Origin of the sequence: Pseudomonas sp. lyk4-R2A-8 (assembly GCF_030209095.1) — a bacterium.
GTDB classification, from domain to species: domain Bacteria; phylum Pseudomonadota; class Gammaproteobacteria; order Pseudomonadales; family Pseudomonadaceae; genus Aquipseudomonas; species Aquipseudomonas quebecensis.
The window spans coordinates 244,129-261,548 of sequence record NZ_JARVSS010000008.1 but is presented as its reverse complement, the minus strand read 5'-3'; the positions used below and the strand labels follow the sequence as shown (position 1 = coordinate 261,548).

At 59.0% G+C, this 17,420-nt stretch carries 15 protein-coding genes; 6 read left to right on the top strand and 9 right to left on the bottom strand.

What is annotated here, in order from left to right; all coding sequences use genetic code 11:
• Positions 1–18 precede the first annotated feature (18 nt).
• Positions 19–858, bottom strand: coding sequence for a non-homologous end joining protein Ku (ku, locus tag QRN10_RS09525; protein WP_181079698.1), 840 nt, complete (start codon positions 856–858; stop codon positions 19–21).
• A 184-nt stretch (positions 859–1,042) separates the two neighbouring features.
• On the opposite strand from ku, the gene QRN10_RS09520 reads away from it, so the two are divergent.
• Together QRN10_RS09520 and QRN10_RS09515 are read left to right on the top strand one after the other, a co-directional pair.
• Entirely contained in the window at positions 1,043–1,357 is a 315-nt protein-coding gene (locus tag QRN10_RS09520) for a hypothetical protein (RefSeq protein ID WP_181079699.1), read from the top strand.
• Positions 1,358–1,368: 11 nt separating this feature from the next.
• Entirely contained in the window at positions 1,369–2,526 is a 1,158-nt protein-coding gene (locus tag QRN10_RS09515) for a PQQ-dependent sugar dehydrogenase (RefSeq protein ID WP_181079700.1), read from the top strand.
• A 66-nt stretch (positions 2,527–2,592) separates the two neighbouring features.
• Here the strand turns inward: QRN10_RS09515 and QRN10_RS09510 are convergent, their stop codons facing one another.
• Complete coding sequence (locus QRN10_RS09510) at positions 2,593–3,072, bottom strand: nuclear transport factor 2 family protein (protein WP_181079701.1); 480 nt, start codon at positions 3,070–3,072, stop codon at positions 2,593–2,595.
• A gap of 51 nt (positions 3,073–3,123) precedes the next feature.
• Positions 3,124–3,687 (bottom strand): TetR/AcrR family transcriptional regulator, encoded by a 564-nt coding sequence (locus tag QRN10_RS09505; protein ID WP_181079778.1) that lies wholly within the window; start codon positions 3,685–3,687, stop codon positions 3,124–3,126.
• Between the two features lie 123 nt (positions 3,688–3,810).
• On the opposite strand from QRN10_RS09505, the gene pssA reads away from it, so the two are divergent.
• Positions 3,811–5,154, top strand: a complete 1,344-nt coding sequence (pssA, locus tag QRN10_RS09500) for a CDP-diacylglycerol--serine O-phosphatidyltransferase (protein ID WP_285428274.1) — start codon at positions 3,811–3,813, stop codon at positions 5,152–5,154.
• Positions 5,155–5,301: 147 nt separating this feature from the next.
• Complete coding sequence (locus QRN10_RS09495; RefSeq protein WP_285428273.1) at positions 5,302–8,466, top strand: hypothetical protein; 3,165 nt, start codon at positions 5,302–5,304, stop codon at positions 8,464–8,466.
• 5 nt (positions 8,467–8,471) lie between these two features.
• Here the strand turns inward: QRN10_RS09495 and efeO (QRN10_RS09490) are convergent, their stop codons facing one another.
• The 4 genes from efeO (QRN10_RS09490) to efeU are packed head-to-tail and all read right to left on the bottom strand — an operon-like array spanning position 8,472 to position 12,692.
• Positions 8,472–9,290: an iron uptake system protein EfeO gene (efeO, locus tag QRN10_RS09490; protein WP_266249123.1), complete on the bottom strand. Its 819-nt coding sequence runs from the start codon at positions 9,288–9,290 to the stop codon at positions 8,472–8,474.
• A 24-nt stretch (positions 9,291–9,314) separates the two neighbouring features.
• Positions 9,315–10,619 (bottom strand): iron uptake transporter deferrochelatase/peroxidase subunit, encoded by a 1,305-nt coding sequence (gene efeB, locus QRN10_RS09485; protein WP_285428272.1) that lies wholly within the window; start codon positions 10,617–10,619, stop codon positions 9,315–9,317.
• 14 nt (positions 10,620–10,633) lie between these two features.
• Entirely contained in the window at positions 10,634–11,836 is a 1,203-nt protein-coding gene (gene efeO, locus QRN10_RS09480) for an iron uptake system protein EfeO (RefSeq protein ID WP_285428271.1), read from the bottom strand.
• A 10-nt stretch (positions 11,837–11,846) separates the two neighbouring features.
• The gene (efeU, locus tag QRN10_RS09475) at positions 11,847–12,692 is read right to left on the bottom strand and encodes an iron uptake transporter permease EfeU (RefSeq protein WP_253507217.1); all 846 of its coding nucleotides are present in this window, start codon (positions 12,690–12,692) and stop codon (positions 11,847–11,849) included.
• Between the two features lie 167 nt (positions 12,693–12,859).
• Between efeU and QRN10_RS09470 the strand changes: the two genes are divergently transcribed.
• Positions 12,860–13,876: an AraC family transcriptional regulator gene (locus tag QRN10_RS09470; RefSeq protein WP_266249129.1), complete on the top strand. Its 1,017-nt coding sequence runs from the start codon at positions 12,860–12,862 to the stop codon at positions 13,874–13,876.
• A gap of 26 nt (positions 13,877–13,902) precedes the next feature.
• Positions 13,903–14,427 (top strand): hypothetical protein, encoded by a 525-nt coding sequence (locus QRN10_RS09465; protein ID WP_034138185.1) that lies wholly within the window; start codon positions 13,903–13,905, stop codon positions 14,425–14,427.
• Positions 14,428–14,541: 114 nt separating this feature from the next.
• Here the strand turns inward: QRN10_RS09465 and QRN10_RS09460 are convergent, their stop codons facing one another.
• Together QRN10_RS09460 and QRN10_RS09455 are read right to left on the bottom strand one after the other, a co-directional pair.
• Positions 14,542–15,750: an MFS transporter gene (locus tag QRN10_RS09460; RefSeq protein WP_285428270.1), complete on the bottom strand. Its 1,209-nt coding sequence runs from the start codon at positions 15,748–15,750 to the stop codon at positions 14,542–14,544.
• Positions 15,751–16,690: 940 nt separating this feature from the next.
• A complete protein-coding gene (locus QRN10_RS09455) occupies positions 16,691–17,215 on the bottom strand; it encodes a hypothetical protein (RefSeq protein WP_253507224.1) in 525 nt (174 codons plus the stop codon).
• Between the last annotated feature and the right edge of the window lie 205 nt (positions 17,216–17,420).

Sequence of the window (17,420 nt, the reverse complement as noted above, 5' to 3'; positions counted from 1 at the left end):
CTCCTGGCGATGGCAGGTTCAAGAGGCTTTTTTCGAGGATTTCTTCGCCGCCGGTTTCTTCGCCGACGGCTTGCCGGCCAGGCTGCGCTTGAGCAGTTCGGTCAGATCGATCACATCGGCCGACTTGCGCTCCTCTTCGCCTTCCTGGGACTCCACGTCTTCGATCTTGCCGGCCTTGGCTTTCTTCTCCACCAGCGCCATGATTTTTTCCTGGAAGCTGTCGCGGTACTCCTCGGGTTGCCACTCGGCCGTCATGTCTTCCACCAAGCGTTTGGCCATGTCCAGTTCACCTTTGGCCAGGCTGGGCTTGGTGACGTCGCTGCCCAACTCCAGCTCATCCAACCCGCGCACTTCGGCGGGCCAGCGCAGCAGTACCAGCACCAGCGCCGACTCCAGGGGCATCAGCGCCGCCAAGTGCTGCTTGGTGTGCAGCACCACATTGGCCAGGGCCACCTTGCCGGTTTTTTTCAGGGTTTCGCGCAACAGTGCGTACACCTTGCCGCCGCGTTTGTCGGGGGCCAGAAAGTACGGTGTGTCGATGTTCTGCAAGGGGATCTGGTCACTGGCGACAAATGCGATGATCTCGATGGTCTGCGTCGACTTGGGGTGGGCCGAGCGGATTTCATCCTCGCTGAGCACCACGTAACGACCCTTTTCGTAAGCCACGCCCTTGACGATGTTCTCCTTGGTCACTTCTTTGCCGGTGGTCTTGTTGATGCGCTTGTAACCCACCGGGTCCATGCTGCGCTTGTCCAGCCAGTCGAAGTCGACGCCTTGGTGGGAGGTAGCCGAGACCAGTGAGACGGGGATATGAACCAGGCCGAAACTGATGGCGCCTTTCCAGATTGCCCTTGGCATGTGTGCGATTCCTTGAGAAGAAACTGTGTTCGGGTGACTCGATGGCGGCGCGAAAAGTTTCGCCGGGCGGATATGCGGACAGATCGTGTTACACCTCTGCGGAAACAATTTAATTACCAAAGGCGAACCCAGGGCGTAGCGTGCTATCGAAAGCACGAACGACTCGTCTCAAAGAGGTTTGCTCATGAACAGGTGCATGCGTCACGTTGCAACGCTGGTTTTGGGCCTGGCGCTGATGCCATTGGCCCACGCCCAAAACCTGCCTGGCCGCAGCGATGCCAACACCGGGCCGATTCACCGTGCCAACCCCAACAGCATGCAGGGCACCCAGCCCAATGCGCCGGTTACCCGCGGTATCCAGACCGTGCCGACGCAACGCACACCGACCCTGGAAAACGGCGGCATCGGCAACCGCTACCCCCAGCGCCAGGCCGCGCCCACTCGCCCGGCCACCGAACCCAAAGCCCCCACTTATGATGCCAACGGCAATCGCCGGTAAGGACTCGTCTTATGTTGCTACGCAAAACCCTGCTGGCCGCGTTGTGCGCCACATCCCTGATGCCGTTGGCGGCGGTGCAGGCCGCCGATCCGCAACAGTTCCCCAGCGAGCAAGGCAGCATCACCGCCACGCCGATCGCCAGAGGCCTGGATCATCCGTGGGCAGTGGCGTTCCTGCCCGACAGCCAAGGCTTTCTGGTCACCGAGCGCCCAGGCCACCTGCGCGTCGTTAGTGCCGATGGCAAGCTGTCGGCGCCCTTGAGCGGCGTGCCGCAAGTGTGGGCCAAAGGGCAGGGCGGGTTGTTGGATGTGGTGTTGTCACCGGACTTCAAACACGACCGCCTGGTGTATCTGTCTTACGCCGAGGGCGGCGGCAAGGGCGGCAAGGCGGGCACCGCAGTGGGGCGCGGGCGCCTGGCGGCCGATCTCAGTGGCCTGACCGATTTCACCGTGATCCTGCGCCAGGAGCCCAAGCTTTCCACCGGCAATCATTTCGGCTCGCGCCTGGCGTTCGATCGTGACGGTTACCTGTTCGTGACCCTCGGCGAGAATAATGACAGGCCTACCGCCCAGGACCTGGACAAACTGCAGGGCAAAATCGTGCGTATCTACCCCGACGGACGCGTGCCGGATGACAATCCCTTCGTGGGTCAGGAAGGCGTACGCCCCGAGATCTGGTCCTATGGTCAGCGCAACCCGCAAGGTCTGGCATTGAACCCATGGAGCGGTACGTTGTGGGAAAACGAACATGGTCCACGGGGCGGCGATGAAATCAATATCATCGAGCGCGGCAAGAACTATGGCTGGCCGCTGGCGACCCACGGTATCAACTATTCGCTGACGCCGATTCCTGAGGCCAAGGGCAAGACCGTGGAGGGCACAGTGGCGCCGCACCATGTGTGGGAACAATCACCGGGTATCAGCGGCATGGCGTTTTATGACGCTGATCGCTTCAAGCCTTGGCAACACAACGTATTTATCGGCGCCCTGGCGAGCCAGGCGTTGATTCGCTTGCAGTTCGAGGGCGATAAGGTGGTACACGAGGAGCGCCTGCTCGGCGGCCTGAAGGCGCGAATCCGTGATGTGCGACAAGGGCCGGATGGCTACCTGTATGTACTGACCGATGAGGATGACGGCGTGTTGTACCGGGTGGGTTTGAATCAGGACTGACAAGGATGAGCCACCCACACGTGGGAGCGGGCCAGGCCCACTCCCACCTGTTTGCGCGGGGCGGGCTTACAGGCCCAGCGCCGACAAGCCCGGATGATCGTCCGGCCGACGGCCCAGCGGCCAGTGGAACTTGCGGTCACTTTCCTTGATCGGCATGTCGTTGATGCACGCAAATCGATTGGCCATCAGGCCGTGCTCGTCGAACTCCCAGTTCTCGTTGCCGTAGGAGCGGAACCAGTTGCCGGAGTCGTCATGCCATTCATAGGCATAACGCACGGCGATGCGATTATCGGTAAACGCCCACAATTCCTTGATCAGGCGATACTCCAGTTCCTTGGCCCATTTGCGCGTCAGAAAGCCCTTGGCTTCTTCGCGGTTGTGGGCAAATTCGGCGCGGTTGCGCCACTGGGTATCGAGGGTGTAGGCCAGGGATACGCGCTGCGGATCCCGTGAGTTCCAGCCGTCTTCGGCCAGGCGCACTTTTTCGATCGCCGACTCGCGGGTAAACGGCGGCAGGGGCGGACGCGGTTGTTCAATGGATGACATGCTGCGACTCCTTCTACATTAGTTTTAACGAAAGTTGCTCAGCCTGCGGGTTCACAGTCCCAATAACGTTCGCGCCATGCATTGCGCATTATCGGCCGCTGTTGAATCGCCCATCACCAGGGCAACGGTAATGGCGCCATCGATCAGGATCAGCAGGTGCGCGGCCTGCCGCTCGGGGTCGGGGGTGCCATGTGCTTTACACAGTTCAAGCAAGTACTCGAACAGTTTCTGTTTGTGGGCCTTGGCCAGCAGGCGGACCGGGTTTTGCGGGTCGCCGGTTTCGCCGCTGGTATTAATAAAGGCGCAGCCGCGAAAGTCGGCCGAGCCGAACCAGGCCTTGAGCGCGCTGAACACGGCGAGCAGGCGCTCGCCACTGTCGGGCCGGCGTTCCACTTCCGTGCGCAGCCACTGCAGCCACCGCGCGTCGCGGCGTTGCAGCGCGGCCATCACCAGTTCGTCCTTGTTGGCAAAGTAGCGATAGATACTTTTTCGCGAGACACCGGCGGTTTTCACCAGGAAATCCATACCGGTGGCGGCGATGCCGTGGCGATAGATCAACTTCTCGGTGACGTCGAGAATAATGTCGCGGGTTTCACTGCTATTGATTTCATTCATGCCGCGAACAGTAGAACGATCGTTCTTCTTGGTCAATTGTTTTTTCCATCTGGGACAGCGAGACCTGAGCATCGTCATGGTGTAAGCTCGGGGCCTCTTCGGATTCGACCCTTTGCGAGCCTTATGCCGTCGTTCTTCAAACGCTCCCTGTTGCCCAAACTGCGCGGTTTCCCACTCACGCCCGACGCGATTGACGTGCTGTCCGGCGCTGCCGAATTTCGCCGATGCCTGCTGGAGAACATTGCCCAGGCGACGCGGCGTATTTACATCGTTGCGTTGTACTTGCAGCACGACGAAGCGGGGCAGGAGATCTACGACGCCTTGCATGCCGCCAAAGCCGCACGGCCGGAGCTGGAGGTCGTGGTGGTGGTCGATTGGCTGCGCGCCCAGCGCGGGTTGATCGGCGCCGGCAAGCAGCCGGGCAACAGTGCCTGGTACCAGGCCATGACGCAGGCCCACGGCAGTGAAGTGCCGGTATATGGCGTGCCGGTGCAAACCCGTGAGCTATTCGGCGTGCTGCACCTCAAGGGCTTTGTGATCGATGACACGGTGCTGTACAGCGGTGCCAGCCTGAACAACGTCTACCTGCACAAATTCGATAAGTACCGGTTTGACCGTTACCACCTGATCCACAGCAAGCCGCTGGCCGACTCCATGCAGCACCTGGTGGAACACGGGCTGGTGGCGTCCAAGGCGGTGCATCGCCTCGACCTGCCGAACCCGCCGACGACCCGCAGCCTGCGCAACGACATCGGCGACCTGCGCAGTCGCCTCAAACACGCAGCCTATGACACCACGGCGGGGCAGCTATCCAATGGGCAGTTGTCGGTCAGCCCGCTGCTGGGCGTGGGCAAGAACAACCCGTTGAGCCGGGTGATCCTGGAACTGATCGCCGGCGCCCAACGGCAACTGACCATCTGCACGCCCTATTTCAATCTGCCGCTGCCGGTGACCCGCGAAATCAACCGCGCCCTGGCCCGTGGCGTGAAGATCGACATCATTGTCGGCGACAAGACCGCCAACGACTTCTACATCCCGCCCAGCGAGCCGTTCAAGGTGATCGCTGCGTTGCCTTATCTGTACGAAATCAGCCTGCGCCGCTTCGCCAAGCGTCATCAGCCGATGATCGACAGCGGCCAACTGAACCTGCACTTGTGGCGCGATGGCGACAACACTTACCACCTCAAGGGCATGTGGGTCGATGAGCGCTACACCTTGCTCACCGGCAACAACCTCAACCCCCGCGCATTCCGCCTCGACCTGGAGAACGCGTTGCTGATCGACGATCCTCAAGGCCAGTGGCTGGCGCCGCGTGCGTCCGAGCTGGCGCAGATCTTCGAGCACACCACGCGGATCGAGGGTTACCAGCAGTTGCAGACACTGCCGGACTACCCCGAGGCGGTCGGCAAATTTCTGCGCCGAGTCAGCCGGGTGCGGATCGAGCGGTTGCTGTACCGGATTCTCTAAATCCCGGCTGCTTCGCTGTCGAAATCAGCGGGTGTTTAAGACCCGCCTTACAGTCGCTCTGTCTGTCGTCTCTCTACAGTGCCTCCCGACCGTTCAAGGAGGCACGGCTTTTCCCTTCATGGAATCAGCCAGAAAGAGGACGACTGCGTGCTACCGATATCCAACCACTCCCGCCTGACAGACATTCCTTTTATTCCCGCTTCACCTGTGCCGGTGCCGACGGCACCCGTACATTTTCGTTCGCGGCGCTCGACCGCCGCCGAACCGCCGGCGATTCCCGGGCCTGCCTGGACCCTGCCGGTATCGTCAGGCGAACACACCGATACCCGCGCCGGTGATGCCGACCTGGCGGCGCGGCTGGCGACGGCCCTGAGCAGCGGCCAGACCAGCCTGACCATTCCCGAAAGCAGCAGCGTGGCGGGCCTGTTGACGATCTATCGCCGGTTGCTCGACCAGCCGCAGACTCAGCAATGGTTCTTGAACAAAGGGCTGCCAACCGAGACGCTGACGTTGCGCAGGCATGGCGTTGAGGGCTTTACCACCCATGAGGGCGCACGCACGCGGGCAACGTTCAGCACCACCGACGACAGCGGTTGGTGGCAGGCCTCCCGCCATCTGCGGGCGATGCGTGATCTTCTCGACCCGGCAGACCAGGGCCTGCCCCATCTCGCGTCCGGTGAACTGCGCGTACCGCTGCACGTGGTTTTACAGGCCTACGGGCTCAATCCCGCCGAGAATGCGCAGGCGCTCACGGCACGCGTGCTCAAGGACGGCCTGACGTTATCGCCGCACGTGCCCGCAGCGGTCCTGGCGGTCAAACAGCTGGTCAGTGACCTGGATGAACGCGCCTACCTGGCAACCCTGCTGGAGCAACAGGTGCAGGGCTTGTCGGAGAACAGCCGCTGCGACTGGTCAACGCTGGCGATCCAGGTATCGCCGGCGTCAGCCCAAGGCATAGGGGAGCATCCGAGACACAACGTCGCCCAATTGTTGCAACTCAAGGGGCTCGGCACTCCAGGCACAGTCGCGCAGACGCGCCATGCCATTCAATGGTTGCGCACGGCATTGCCGCCGGCGCCGGCCCTGGGAGACTACGCGGCCCTGATCCCAGGCGCGCCCGGCGAGCTCGCAGGCCAACCTCTCACGACGCTGGCCACGCACACGCCCGAGACGCTGCGTCACAACACCGAGCTCCATCTGGACAACCTCGCTAAAAGTCCTGACGCCATGGCGTTCGGCGCGCAACTGGCGGCCGCGCTGCAGGGGCCTGCTGGCACAGTCGCCGGTTACGCGCTCTACCAGCCCGCCAACGCCGGGCGCACCCTGAATGAAGTGCGCAGCGATCTGGAAGCGTACCTGCGCGACATCAAACATCTTGATCCCAAGGTTGCGGTGCTGGTGGCTCACGTGGGGCTGGCGCGTAGCGCCCCCGAATTCCTGGTGCGTGAGGTGCCTGACGCGATCAGAATCGGCACACCTGCCTGGATGGAATTGCGCTTGGGTTGCGCCATGGCCGAAGCGGTGGCGCCGGGCACATCCAGGGCGATGGATGAACAGCAGGTCAGCGCGCTGACAACGCTCACACCGCTGTCCGATGAGCAACGCACGCTGATGCAGGGGCGGGGCCTCAGCGTGCTGCTGGACTGGGCGGTACTCAATGGGGTGATCCCCGAAAGGCCCCAGGGCGAACACTCGGAGCAGGAGATTAAAAAGGCGTCGGAGCTGTTCGGTCGGCAACGTCGGCACGCGGCACGCTCGTTCAGGATCGCCAGTACACCGTTGCCGACGCGTCGGGCGCTCGCCGTGCGGGAACTGCTGAAGGTCTTCCCCGACACCAGCACCAGTCAGTTGGAGGCGATGACGGTCTTTATTGCCGATGCCGGCGAGCGCAGAAACATGCGTCTGTCCGAACCGCGCACACGCTCGCTGATCGAGGCCTATATGACCGGTGACCTGGTGCCTGGCAAGTGGATCCTGACGCGCGATATCCCCACGCAAGAGATGCGCAAGCCTTCCACTACACCCTTTCAATTCCAGAACGAGGCTACGCTTCCCGTTGCGGCGCGCGAGAGGCTTGACAGCCTGATCCGGCGCTTGCCGGTAATGGATGACATGCTGAAAAAAGACATCGACACCTATCACAACTTTCAGCAGCGTGGCTTTGTCACCAAGCTCAAACTGATGTTCGCCGGGCTGCCGCTGGCCGACCGCCAGCGGCTGGAGCTGGGCGAAGTGGACCTGTTCACGTTGCGCAAAAAAACCGGAAAACCGCAGGTAAATGAAGAGCGCGAAGACCGGGCGGCCGTCACTGGACATCAGGGCGCACTGATGCGTGTGCTGCATGACGCAGCGGTGACGTACTACGAGGTGTTGTACAGCGGCAGCATCGTCAAGCATGACGACCCGCAAGTAACCTTGGCCCTGGACCGCGTGATTCTGGATAAAAGCCATATCGCGCAATATAAATTGCAGGCCCAGAACTACATCCGTCGCGGGCATGAGGTGCCGCTGGATTTCAACGCGTATGCCAGTGGCGCCGCGCTGGACCCGCAGACCACCTCCGCCGACATCATTATTGATCGACTCGGAAGGCGGCTGCCCGCAGCTGCGCTGCCGGACGATGTGACGCCGCCCACCTTCGTCCCCGACAGTTACCAGTCCGAGCGGGTTGAGTTCATTGCCTGTGAGATCGCTGAGCACAACTTCTATGAAACCGCCGACGATATGCTCACGCGCGCCAAAGGCCAACTAAGCCTGGAAAAAAATCGCCAGGCCCACGCGCGGGACGTCAACCTGCTGGTATCCCTGGTACCGTTCGTGGGCGCGTACCAAGAGTTCAGCGACGGTAATTTTGCCAAAGGCATGCAGAGCCTGGCATTGGACGTGGCAGGCGTGGCGATTGGCGCCGGTGGCCAGGCACGCGCGCTGATACGCTCGGCGCGGGTGCTGGCGAAAAATACGGCGCGCCCCACCCTGGGCAGGCTGGGCGCGCGCGTTGCACCGATGACGCCGAAGGTGGCCTGGTCCTGGACCGAGCCGAAGGTGCGATTCAGCGATGCCGCGTTTGATTTTTCCAAGCAATCGACGGGGTTTTTCAACGCGGTGTTCAATCCGCTGGATGGCTATCCGCGCCTGCTCACTGCCGCATCCAGAGGGCTGGCGAAACTGCCGACCGCGCTGGCTACAACCAGTACCGCCTTGGGGAAGGCGATGCCCCACCTGATAGCAGTGGAGCAGAAAATGTGCTGCTATCTGTTGGTGGCCACTGGCGCTGTTCCTAGCCAGGTTCCTGGACCGAACGCTGCCGAGTGAGGCTGTCAGTTCAAGCCCAGCTTGCCCCGCAGCATGGACAGGTCTTCGGCCAGGGTGTTGACCGGCCCCACCAGCGCTTTTCGGTCGTTTTCCTTGACCTTGTCGTAGGTCTGGAAACCGCCATTGGGGGTCTTGTACTTGGCCAGGATCTTATCGACGCTGGCAAAGTTTTTGTCGACCTTGGCCAGGAACGCCTTGTCCTGTTTTTCGATCTGGCTGCGGAACAGGTCGACGATTTTCTTCGCACCGTCAATGTTGCCCTGGAAGTCATACAGGTCGGTGTGGCTGTAGCGATCTTCTTCGCCGGAGATCTTGGTGGCAGCAACTTCTTCGAGCAGCGCTGCAGCACCGCCTACGACTTTTTCCGGCGGGAAGGTCAGGCCGTCGACGCGGGTCTTGAGGTCGTTGACGTCGGTGTTGAGCTTGGCGGTCAGTGCCTCCAGGCCTTGGGTCGAGTTCTGCGAAAAAAGCGCGTATTCGATGCGGTGGAAACCGGTGAAATCTTCGGCGGTCACGCCTTTTTCGTGGTCGTCGACGCGCGAGTCGATGGAGGCGTCGAGGTCGCTGAACAGCTCGGCGATCGGCTCGATGGACTCGTAGTGCACGCGGGTCGGCGCGTAAAGTTTCCTGGCGGTGGCCAGGTCGCCCTTGTTGATTGCCGCCGTGAAGGCTTGGGTCTGGGTCACCAGCTCACCGATTTCTTCGGTGACGTAGATCTTGTAGTCCGACACCGGGCCCACCAGGTCCAGCGGCGCGGTAGCGGCAAAGGCTGCCAGCGGTGAAAGGGTCATTAACAACGACAACGCGATAGTCGACTTTTTCATGGGACGTTTCCGCTCGGGTTTATTTTAGGTGTTGGCAGTGGTTTGAGGGTGCGTGGCAGCGAGCAGCGTGCGCCCGATGAAATCCTGGGGGCCCGTGACTCCCGGCAAGGTAAAGAAGTACCCGCCGCCGACCGGCTTGAGGTATTCCTCCAGGGGCTCGCCGTTGAGCCGGGTCTGCACGGTGATGAAGCCTTTCTCCAGGTCAGCCTGGTAGCAGATGAACAACAGCCCCATGTCCAACTGACCGTTTTTGTTGACGCCGTTGGAGTAGTTGAACGGCCGACGCAGGATCAGGTTGGCCTGGGTCTGCGGGGTGCGTGGGTTGGCCAGGCGGATGTGGGCATCGAGCTTGGTCAACTTGCCTTCGGGGTCCTTGCTGTAGTCGGGCACCTGGCTTTCTTTTTCGCCGTCCATAGGCGCGCCGGTGGTTTTGACGCGGCCGATGATGCTTTCCTGTTCCTGCAGGGGCGTGCGGTCCCAGCGCTCGACGAAGTTGCGGATGATACGCACCGCCTGATAACTGCCATGAGCCGCCCAGCTGGGTTCGTCGCTGCCTGGTTGTACCCACACCACCTGGTTCATTGCTTTGTCGTCGTTGGAGTTCGGGTTGGCCGAGCCGTCGCGGAACCCCAGGAAGTTACGTGCGCTCTGTGCCGGTTCGCCGGGGCGGGCAGGGGCCTGGGGCGGCACGCTGCCTTCCTGTTTCCAGCGCACCAGCAGCAGGTCAGGCAGGTTTTTCACGATGTCGCGCAGCGCGTGGATGTTGGTGTCCGGGGTGTTCGAGCTGAACTGCAGGCTCAGATCGCCATGGCACTGCGCCGGCTCCAGCGCATCGTTGGGGAACCCGACCATACGCATCAGGCGCTTGGGCTTGGCGGCGGCGAGGCCGAAGCGTTCGTCGAACAGCGACTCGCCCACTGACACCGTGATGGTCAGGTTATCCGGGGTGACCACCGGGCCCAGAATCCCGGAATCGGTGGGCGGCAACTTCGGATCGACCTGGGGCACCGGCCCGCCGGTCATCAGGAAATGGATGCGTTCGTTCAGGGTGCGGAACAGGCGCTCCAGGTCCTGGCGGTCGCTGGCCAATACGTCGAAGGCCACCAGCATGCCGCAGGCCGGACGAGGGGTGACGATGCCGGTCTGGTGCTGGCCATAGAAGTCGTGGTGGTCCTGAGTCTTGTCGCTGCGCGGCGCGGTGGTGACTTGTTCCGCGGCGGCTGCCATGGCCGGGCAGGCCAGGCTGCTGCCGGCAATCGCTGCGCCGGTGGCGGCCATGCCCAGCAGGACGCGGCGGCGCTGGAGGTCAAACTGTTCTGAATCACTCATGTGTGCGGTCGTCTTCACTGCAGGCCGGAAAGGCCAAGGGCGGGATCGATTCCATCGAGTACGGCGGCCAGAGCCTTGGCCTTGTCAGCGAGCTGTTTGCGCTGACCGTCGGTGACGCTGTCGTAGCGACGGTACTGGCCGTCGACTTTCAATGCGTCGAGTTCGCTGCCAAATGCGGCGAGGGCGCTGTCGACCTTGGGCAGCAGTTCGGCGGCGGACTTTTCCAGCAGCGGGCGTATCAGTTCGACCACTTTGTGGGCGGCGGCCAGGTTGGCGGCAAACCCGTTCAGGTCGAGGTGGCTGTAGCGCTCCTCCTCACCGCTGAGGGCGCGTACGTCGGCCAGGCTGTTGAGGTTGCGCACCACGATGCTGACCAGTTGCTCGGGCGGCAGCGATTGAGCCAGCAGTTGCTGTTTGAGGGTGGTGACGTCGCTGACCAGGCGTTGAGCTACCGGAGCCAGGCCCTCGATGCTGTGCTGCTGGAACAGGCTGTACTCGATGCGGTGGAAACCGCTGAAAGCCGGGTCCTGCTCGCGTTTTTCGAAGTAATCGGCCCGCGCGTTGATCGCGTTGTCCAACTCCGCCAGACGCTGCGCCGCCGGCGCCAAACGCTGGTAGGCCTCGCGCGCGGGGGCATACAACGCCTGGGCCTGTGCCAGGTCGCCGGCATCGATGGCCTGTTGCAGTGCGGTCACAGCCTTGATCAGGGCGCTGCCCTGGCTGCTCAGGTACACCCGGAACTCCGACAATGGGCCGATGAACGCCACCATCGACGGCTTGGCTTTGGCCTGGGCCTCGGATTCAGCGGTCGGCGTCACATGCAGGGTGCCGCGCGGGTTGCTCAGCAGTCCGCAGGTAATCGCATAGTCGCCGGGCTGCAGGTTGGCATTGATCACCTGGCTTAGACCGGGGGCAATGTTTTCGCGCTCTTCCACCACCAGCACGCCGTCAAGGATTTCCCACTCCACCGCACGGTCGGAGCGGTTGATGATGCGAAAACTCGCCGGCCCGGCGGGCACGGTCAGCGCGTTGGGTTCGCAGGCGTGGGCGTGAATGGTCACCGCGATTTCATTGCTGTGGGTCTGGCGCTTGGCGGCGGCCAGTTGGGAGGCGTAGTAAAACAGGCCGCCGGCGGCGATCATCACGACCACCGAGCCGGCCACCGCCCAGCGCAGGGCGCGGGGGGGCGAGGCGGGTTGAGGCGTTGGGTTGGACAAAGGGCAGTCCTTACTGGCTGGAAACGGAAGAGGGTGTAGTGACGGGCTGAGTGGAAGGTGAGGGCAGGAAGAACATCACCAGCGCGACCACCAGATAAATCACATAGGCTCCCAAGGTGCTGACCGTCGGCGCTTCCTGGTAGCCGAACATGCCGGCGAGTACCGAACCCAGCGGGCTGTCCATCGGCAAGGCAGTGCTGAAATCGAACAATACGGTTTGCAGGTGATTCCACACTCCGGCCTCGTGCAGGGCCTGCACCGAGTTGGCGAGGATGCCGGCGGCGACCACCAGGATAAACAGCCCGGTCCAACGGAAAAACGCCGCCAGGTTCAGGCGCATACTGCCGGTGTAAATCAGGAAGCCGACGATAATTGCCAGCACCAGCCCGAGCAGCGCACCGATCGGTGCGCCCGGGCCTTCGCTCTGCTGGAACACCGCCAGCAGGAAGAACACCGTCTCCAGGCCTTCGCGGGCCACCGCGAAAAACACCATGAGGATCAACGCGGTGACCTGGTGCTTCGAACCGGTCAATGCCTGGTCGAGGGAGGCGTGCAGTGAATGCTTGATCGAGCGCGCGACCTTGCGCATCCAGAACACCATGGAACTGAGGATGCCCACGGCAACCAGGCCGACAATCCCTTCAAACAGCTCCTGTTGCTTCTGCGGAAACTCAGCGCTCATCAGCTCCAGGCCACCGCCCACCAGCAGTGCCAGGGCGGCCGCGAGGAACACCCCGATCCACACCGCCGGCATCCATTGGCCGCGACCTGTCTGCTGCAGGTAACTGGCGATGATGCCGACGATCAAGGCCGCTTCGATGCCTTCGCGCAGCATGATGAGAAAGGGAACGAGCATCGGGCACCACAACGTCACTAGATAGGAAGCTAAGTTGTAACATAATGATACTCATTGCTAAACAGCAAATATTGACGTTTGCTGAACACTCGCTGAACGGTGGTGACGAATCGCCATGGCCCTTATGATGCAGGCCACCTGAATAGCTGTCGGATCGCCTGAAGTTCATGTTGGAAAAAGACACCATCTCCCTGCACCTCGTGCGCGAGGCTTTGTTGCAGAGCTGCGCGCCCGGCGCGGCCAGCGCGCAGGTGCTGGCCAAGGCCGGTATCGATCCGGCGCTGCTCGCGCAGCCCGACGCCCGGGTGTCGGCCACGAGCTACGCACGGCTATGGCGGCTGCTGGCCAGGCGTACGGACGACGAGTTTTTCGGCATGGACCCGCGCAAGCTCAAATCGGGCAGCCTGGCGTTCCTGTGCCACGCCTGCATGGCGCAACCGACTCTGGCTGATGGCCTGCAGACCGGGTTGGGGTTTCTGTCGCTGATGCTGGACCACTTGCCCGCCCAACTGGTGCGCCAGCAAAGCCTGGCGGAAATCGTCCTGCTGGAACCGGAGACGGCGCCTCGCCGGGCGTTCACCTATTTCACCTATTGGATGATCGTGCACGGTGTGGCCTGTTGGCTCGCCGGGCGCCGCATTCCGATCCTGGCCATCGAACTGCGTTGCCCATCGCCGGATTTCTGCGACGACTACCGCGTGATGTTCTCCGACAACCTGCGCTTCAACCGGCCACGCACGCGCATGATCTTCTCCGCCGACTGCCTGGACCTGCCGATCAAACGCAGCCCTCAGGAGCTTCAGCGCTTCCTCGCCCACGCTCCCGCGAACATCCTGGTCAAATACCGCGACCCCGACAGCCTGGCCACCCGCATCAAACACGACCTGCGCCAACTGCCCCCCGACACCTGGCCGGAAACCGAAGGCCTGGCCGCGAGTCTGTGCATCTCCGCGTCCACCTTGCGTCGTCGCCTGGCCGAGGAGGGGCAGACGTACCAGGGGCTCAAAGACAGCGTGCGCAAGGAGTTAGCGATTGTCTGGCTGGCCGAACCGCAGATCAGCTTTGCTGAAATTGCCGTGCGGCTGGGCTTTGCGGATGTAAGTTCATTCTATAAGGCGTTCCGTAAATGGTCGGGGTCGAATCCGGGGCATTATCGGAGTTTGATACTTAACGATATTGGCTGAAGTTCAGCCGTACAAGGAGATAGGTAATGCGCACGTCATGGTTATGGTTGATTTGCTGCGCGCTTTTCCCGCTGAGCAGTTGGGCGCAGTTGGGGATCGGTGATTTCACGCTGGGCATGCCGCGCCAGCAGGTCATGGACATCCTGCATCGCCACTTCCCTTCGGTGGAGTTGGAACACAACCTCTCCTATCCCGTGCCTATGCCTTACTACCGCGCGCGCGAACCGTCCCGTCCGTATCTTTTAAAGGATGTACCTATCCATACCGTAGCGGCCTATTTCGACGAGGCTGACCGGCTCAAGCAACTGAGCATCAATTTCGATATCACCGACCCCGAACGAATCAAGCCGTTGATACCGCTTATGCACGAGGCACGGCTGGCGCCCGACACCCAAGGACGTCATGAACTCTTCAACAGTGATGGCGAGTTGACCTATTACGTGTCGCAACCCTATGGGTGGACAGTCGTGGAGATCGCCGACAGAGCCGCGTCGAAGGTTAACATTCCGATGCGTGCGCACGTAGACCAACAGATCAGGGCATTCAAGTAGCAAAGATGGGGGCGGGGGTAGAGAAACGTTTAAAACTACATGTCCCCGCTTGCCTGCATCACTGTTAGATATTATCTGGTAAGTTTCTGGAATATAAAGCTCAAGCTTCTTGCTTTATTGGCGGCTTTTTTGTGCGCCTAACAGTAGCGTCGTGATAACACCCAATAAGCCAATAAGGCAGAAAACTGCAACAATAACCAAAGTCGACGAAAAGCCATATCTATCAACTAATCCTCCGAAGGTAGTGTAGGAGGCGCCGATAACAACCGAATTGACTAGGTTTGCAGCGGACAGGCATGAGGCTCGGATGCGGGAATCGACATTATCGTGAATATATGTTTCATATGACGTCTCATAGATGGCGGGGAGCGACATTATCAGGAGGAAACTTGCTGCTGAGGCATTGATGCCGAGGTCCATTGATAAGATTAAAAGGAGTAGGGTGATAATAAATGTCGTGGTGAATGCAACAATGCCGAGAGAAAATTTTGAGCAAACATAACCCGCAACCATAAACACTACAGCCGATATGGCTTCTACTGCAGCATATATTCCAGCAATCAAAGTGACATCTAAGCCTTGCAGCTTGAAAAAAGGTTGGCCGTAGATAAATAAAGGTACGGTTGAAAGCTCAAATAACGCGAATCCAATGAACAAGGGTATAAGGAAAGCGCCGTTTTTTGAGCGGAAAAAGCATACCAGTGAATTGAAAACGCCTTCTGCTTCTCTATTGTGCACGCTACTTTTTGCACTGGAATTGAGTGAGGTGGAAAGAGATTTTCTTTCGGTCATGAATGAAACCACGATGGCTCCAATAAATTTGGATATCGCAAAAAATATATAAACGCTGTTCCACGACATAGCCTCTTGCAAGGCGCCGCCAAGAAGCATGGATAAGCCTAATGAAACCGCATCGATAGCACGGGCGCGGGATATTATCCTTGGGTATTCCTCTGTTCTATTTTCGGCCAGTAGATTGTCATATAACAACGCTCTGTCCGCACCGGAGCCCATAGCAATACTGGCGCCGAAGAGGCAAAAGATAAACGCGAAAGGAATAAAGTCGGAGAACAATAAAAATCCAATACCGCTTATAAATAACCCCAAAAAACTTAGTATTAGAGAGTGTTTACGTCCGTAGCGATCTGCAAGTAGACCGGATGGTATTTCCAAGGCTACACAAGAAAAGAATAAAAAAGACTGAAGAATGCCTATTTCTCCTTGGGTTATACCGAGTTGCAAAAGATAGAGTACAAATAAGCTTCTCTGGACATCCAGATTCATAAATATTGACAGGGTGTAATATGGGTTGTTGTTTTTCAAGGCGTTCCATGCTCTTTTTTATTTTAATGCTGATGTTTCGTAATTTAAAAAAACAGGCGGCTTTGGCTGTCCGGATCGAATGATGAGCGTTGACGAGGTCTTCCTGCGGCAGGAGTTTACCGATGCGATCTCTTCCCAGCAGCAGTTTAGTAAGTAGTCAGCATCAAAATCTTGAGGAAAGCGAGTCACGATTTTTTATGAAATAGTGCATGGAATGTAGTAATGGCCAGGGACTAGGAATTAACTCACAACATCTTTCTCCTGAGTATTACAGAACCTTCCTTAATGTTTTTAGGACGCGGCTGGCATACGCGCAGTGAAAAATCGTGCATGGTTTTAACCGTGATCCTACTTGGGCGTCGGGTTAAGCAAGCCACACGCTGGATCTGTAAAGGATCGCTCACTTAACTGCGAAGGTTTGCTGCGGAGGATTGAAAGCGTGGCGTGATTGCCTTCATACGTTAAGTCTCCAATCAATACTCTGACGGTGAACTTATGAAAAATTTCATTGCGTTACCTTTTGCGGCGTTGATGCTGGTGTCGGTTCAGGCGTCTGCACTGTGCCTGAATATTTCCGAGAGTTTTAGCGGCATAGTAGGGCCGGATGTTGAGGCGACCGTACACGGGCCGTTCACTATAACGGGCAGTAATGGGTGCTCCGCTGCGAATATTGAAGCAATGATTTCAGCTGGCGGTGTGGGTAGACCCCCCCAGATTTCTATTGAGCGGGAAGTGGGTTCAACTTGGACGAAAGTTGCGGCGAACCCTCTTTCATCCCGTGTATCTTGGCTGGGCCCTTTCGGTACTTATAGGATCAGGGTGCACAATTCTGATGCCGTCACGAAGGTCTTTTCAGGAACTGTAAGGTACGGCCGTTAGGCAACAATTATTGCGGTGTGTCAGGGCCCTGGCACACCGCAATATTGCTGCTTGGCCTTAGTCAGGCGTGTTCTTCCACCGATAAATCATTTTTTGGCGAGTTTGCGAAATACGCGAGAGCATTAATCGCGCGATTCGCGTCGATCATACCTTGTATATACTCCGGGATTCCCTGAGAGCGCCCTACGTCTGGGTTGCTTTTCACAAAAGCGAGGTAATCCTCCAATTTTTCGTCAAACAGGGCAATTGCATTGAACTTTACATGTGTATTCGTTTGTCTGCCGTTGGCATCTGACGCACCATCTCCTGATATGAAGATAAAGAAAGCCTGCTCATCGATTATGTTGCTCTCGAACAATCGTCTGCCAACCTTCTTAAGCTCATCCGTACTGATGGACGTCATATCATACTTCTTCAAAAATTCCTTTAAATCCGCTAACTCGTCTTGCCGCCACATTCTCAGTTCATCAACGGCTTTCGATTCATCAGTGATAGTGAACGCGTTCGTCACCTTGTCCGGGTTCTTGATTACGATCGCATTCGTCTGCATGGAACGTACATTAGGTATCGTCACTCTCATGTCCATATCCGTCTCCTTATTGGATAAAGGTTACGTCCCGTTATCGACTTCGCATAAACGATATTTAGGCTGTTGGAAAATTTGGGAAGTGTCTGACAGATGCGATTACCAATAGGAAAGTGTTATTCATGACTATCAGCGCAAAAAAAACCCCATGACCGAATGGACCATGGGGCTAAAAATTGGCTGGATGCGACCAACCAAAGGAGCT

What these genes read in the sequence shown, in the direction of transcription:
- ku (WP_181079698.1), bottom strand. Translation starts at nt 858, where the DNA reads ATGCCAAGGGCAATCTGGAAAGGCGCCATCAGTTTCGGCCTGGTTCAT.
- QRN10_RS09520 (WP_181079699.1), top strand. Translation starts at nt 1,043, where the DNA reads ATGAACAGGTGCATGCGTCACGTTGCAACGCTGGTTTTGGGCCTGGCG.
- QRN10_RS09515 (WP_181079700.1), top strand. Translation starts at nt 1,369, where the DNA reads ATGTTGCTACGCAAAACCCTGCTGGCCGCGTTGTGCGCCACATCCCTG.
- QRN10_RS09510 (WP_181079701.1), bottom strand. Translation starts at nt 3,072, where the DNA reads ATGTCATCCATTGAACAACCGCGTCCGCCCCTGCCGCCGTTTACCCGC.
- QRN10_RS09505 (WP_181079778.1), bottom strand. Translation starts at nt 3,687, where the DNA reads ATGAATGAAATCAATAGCAGTGAAACCCGCGACATTATTCTCGACGTC.
- pssA (WP_285428274.1), top strand. Translation starts at nt 3,811, where the DNA reads ATGCCGTCGTTCTTCAAACGCTCCCTGTTGCCCAAACTGCGCGGTTTC.
- efeO (WP_266249123.1), bottom strand. Translation starts at nt 9,290, where the DNA reads ATGAAAAAGTCGACTATCGCGTTGTCGTTGTTAATGACCCTTTCACCG.
- efeB (WP_285428272.1), bottom strand. Translation starts at nt 10,619, where the DNA reads ATGAGTGATTCAGAACAGTTTGACCTCCAGCGCCGCCGCGTCCTGCTG.
- efeU (WP_253507217.1), bottom strand. Translation starts at nt 12,692, where the DNA reads ATGCTCGTTCCCTTTCTCATCATGCTGCGCGAAGGCATCGAAGCGGCC.
- QRN10_RS09470 (WP_266249129.1), top strand. Translation starts at nt 12,860, where the DNA reads ATGTTGGAAAAAGACACCATCTCCCTGCACCTCGTGCGCGAGGCTTTG.
- QRN10_RS09465 (WP_034138185.1), top strand. Translation starts at nt 13,903, where the DNA reads ATGCGCACGTCATGGTTATGGTTGATTTGCTGCGCGCTTTTCCCGCTG.
- QRN10_RS09455 (WP_253507224.1), bottom strand. Translation starts at nt 17,215, where the DNA reads ATGGACATGAGAGTGACGATACCTAATGTACGTTCCATGCAGACGAAT.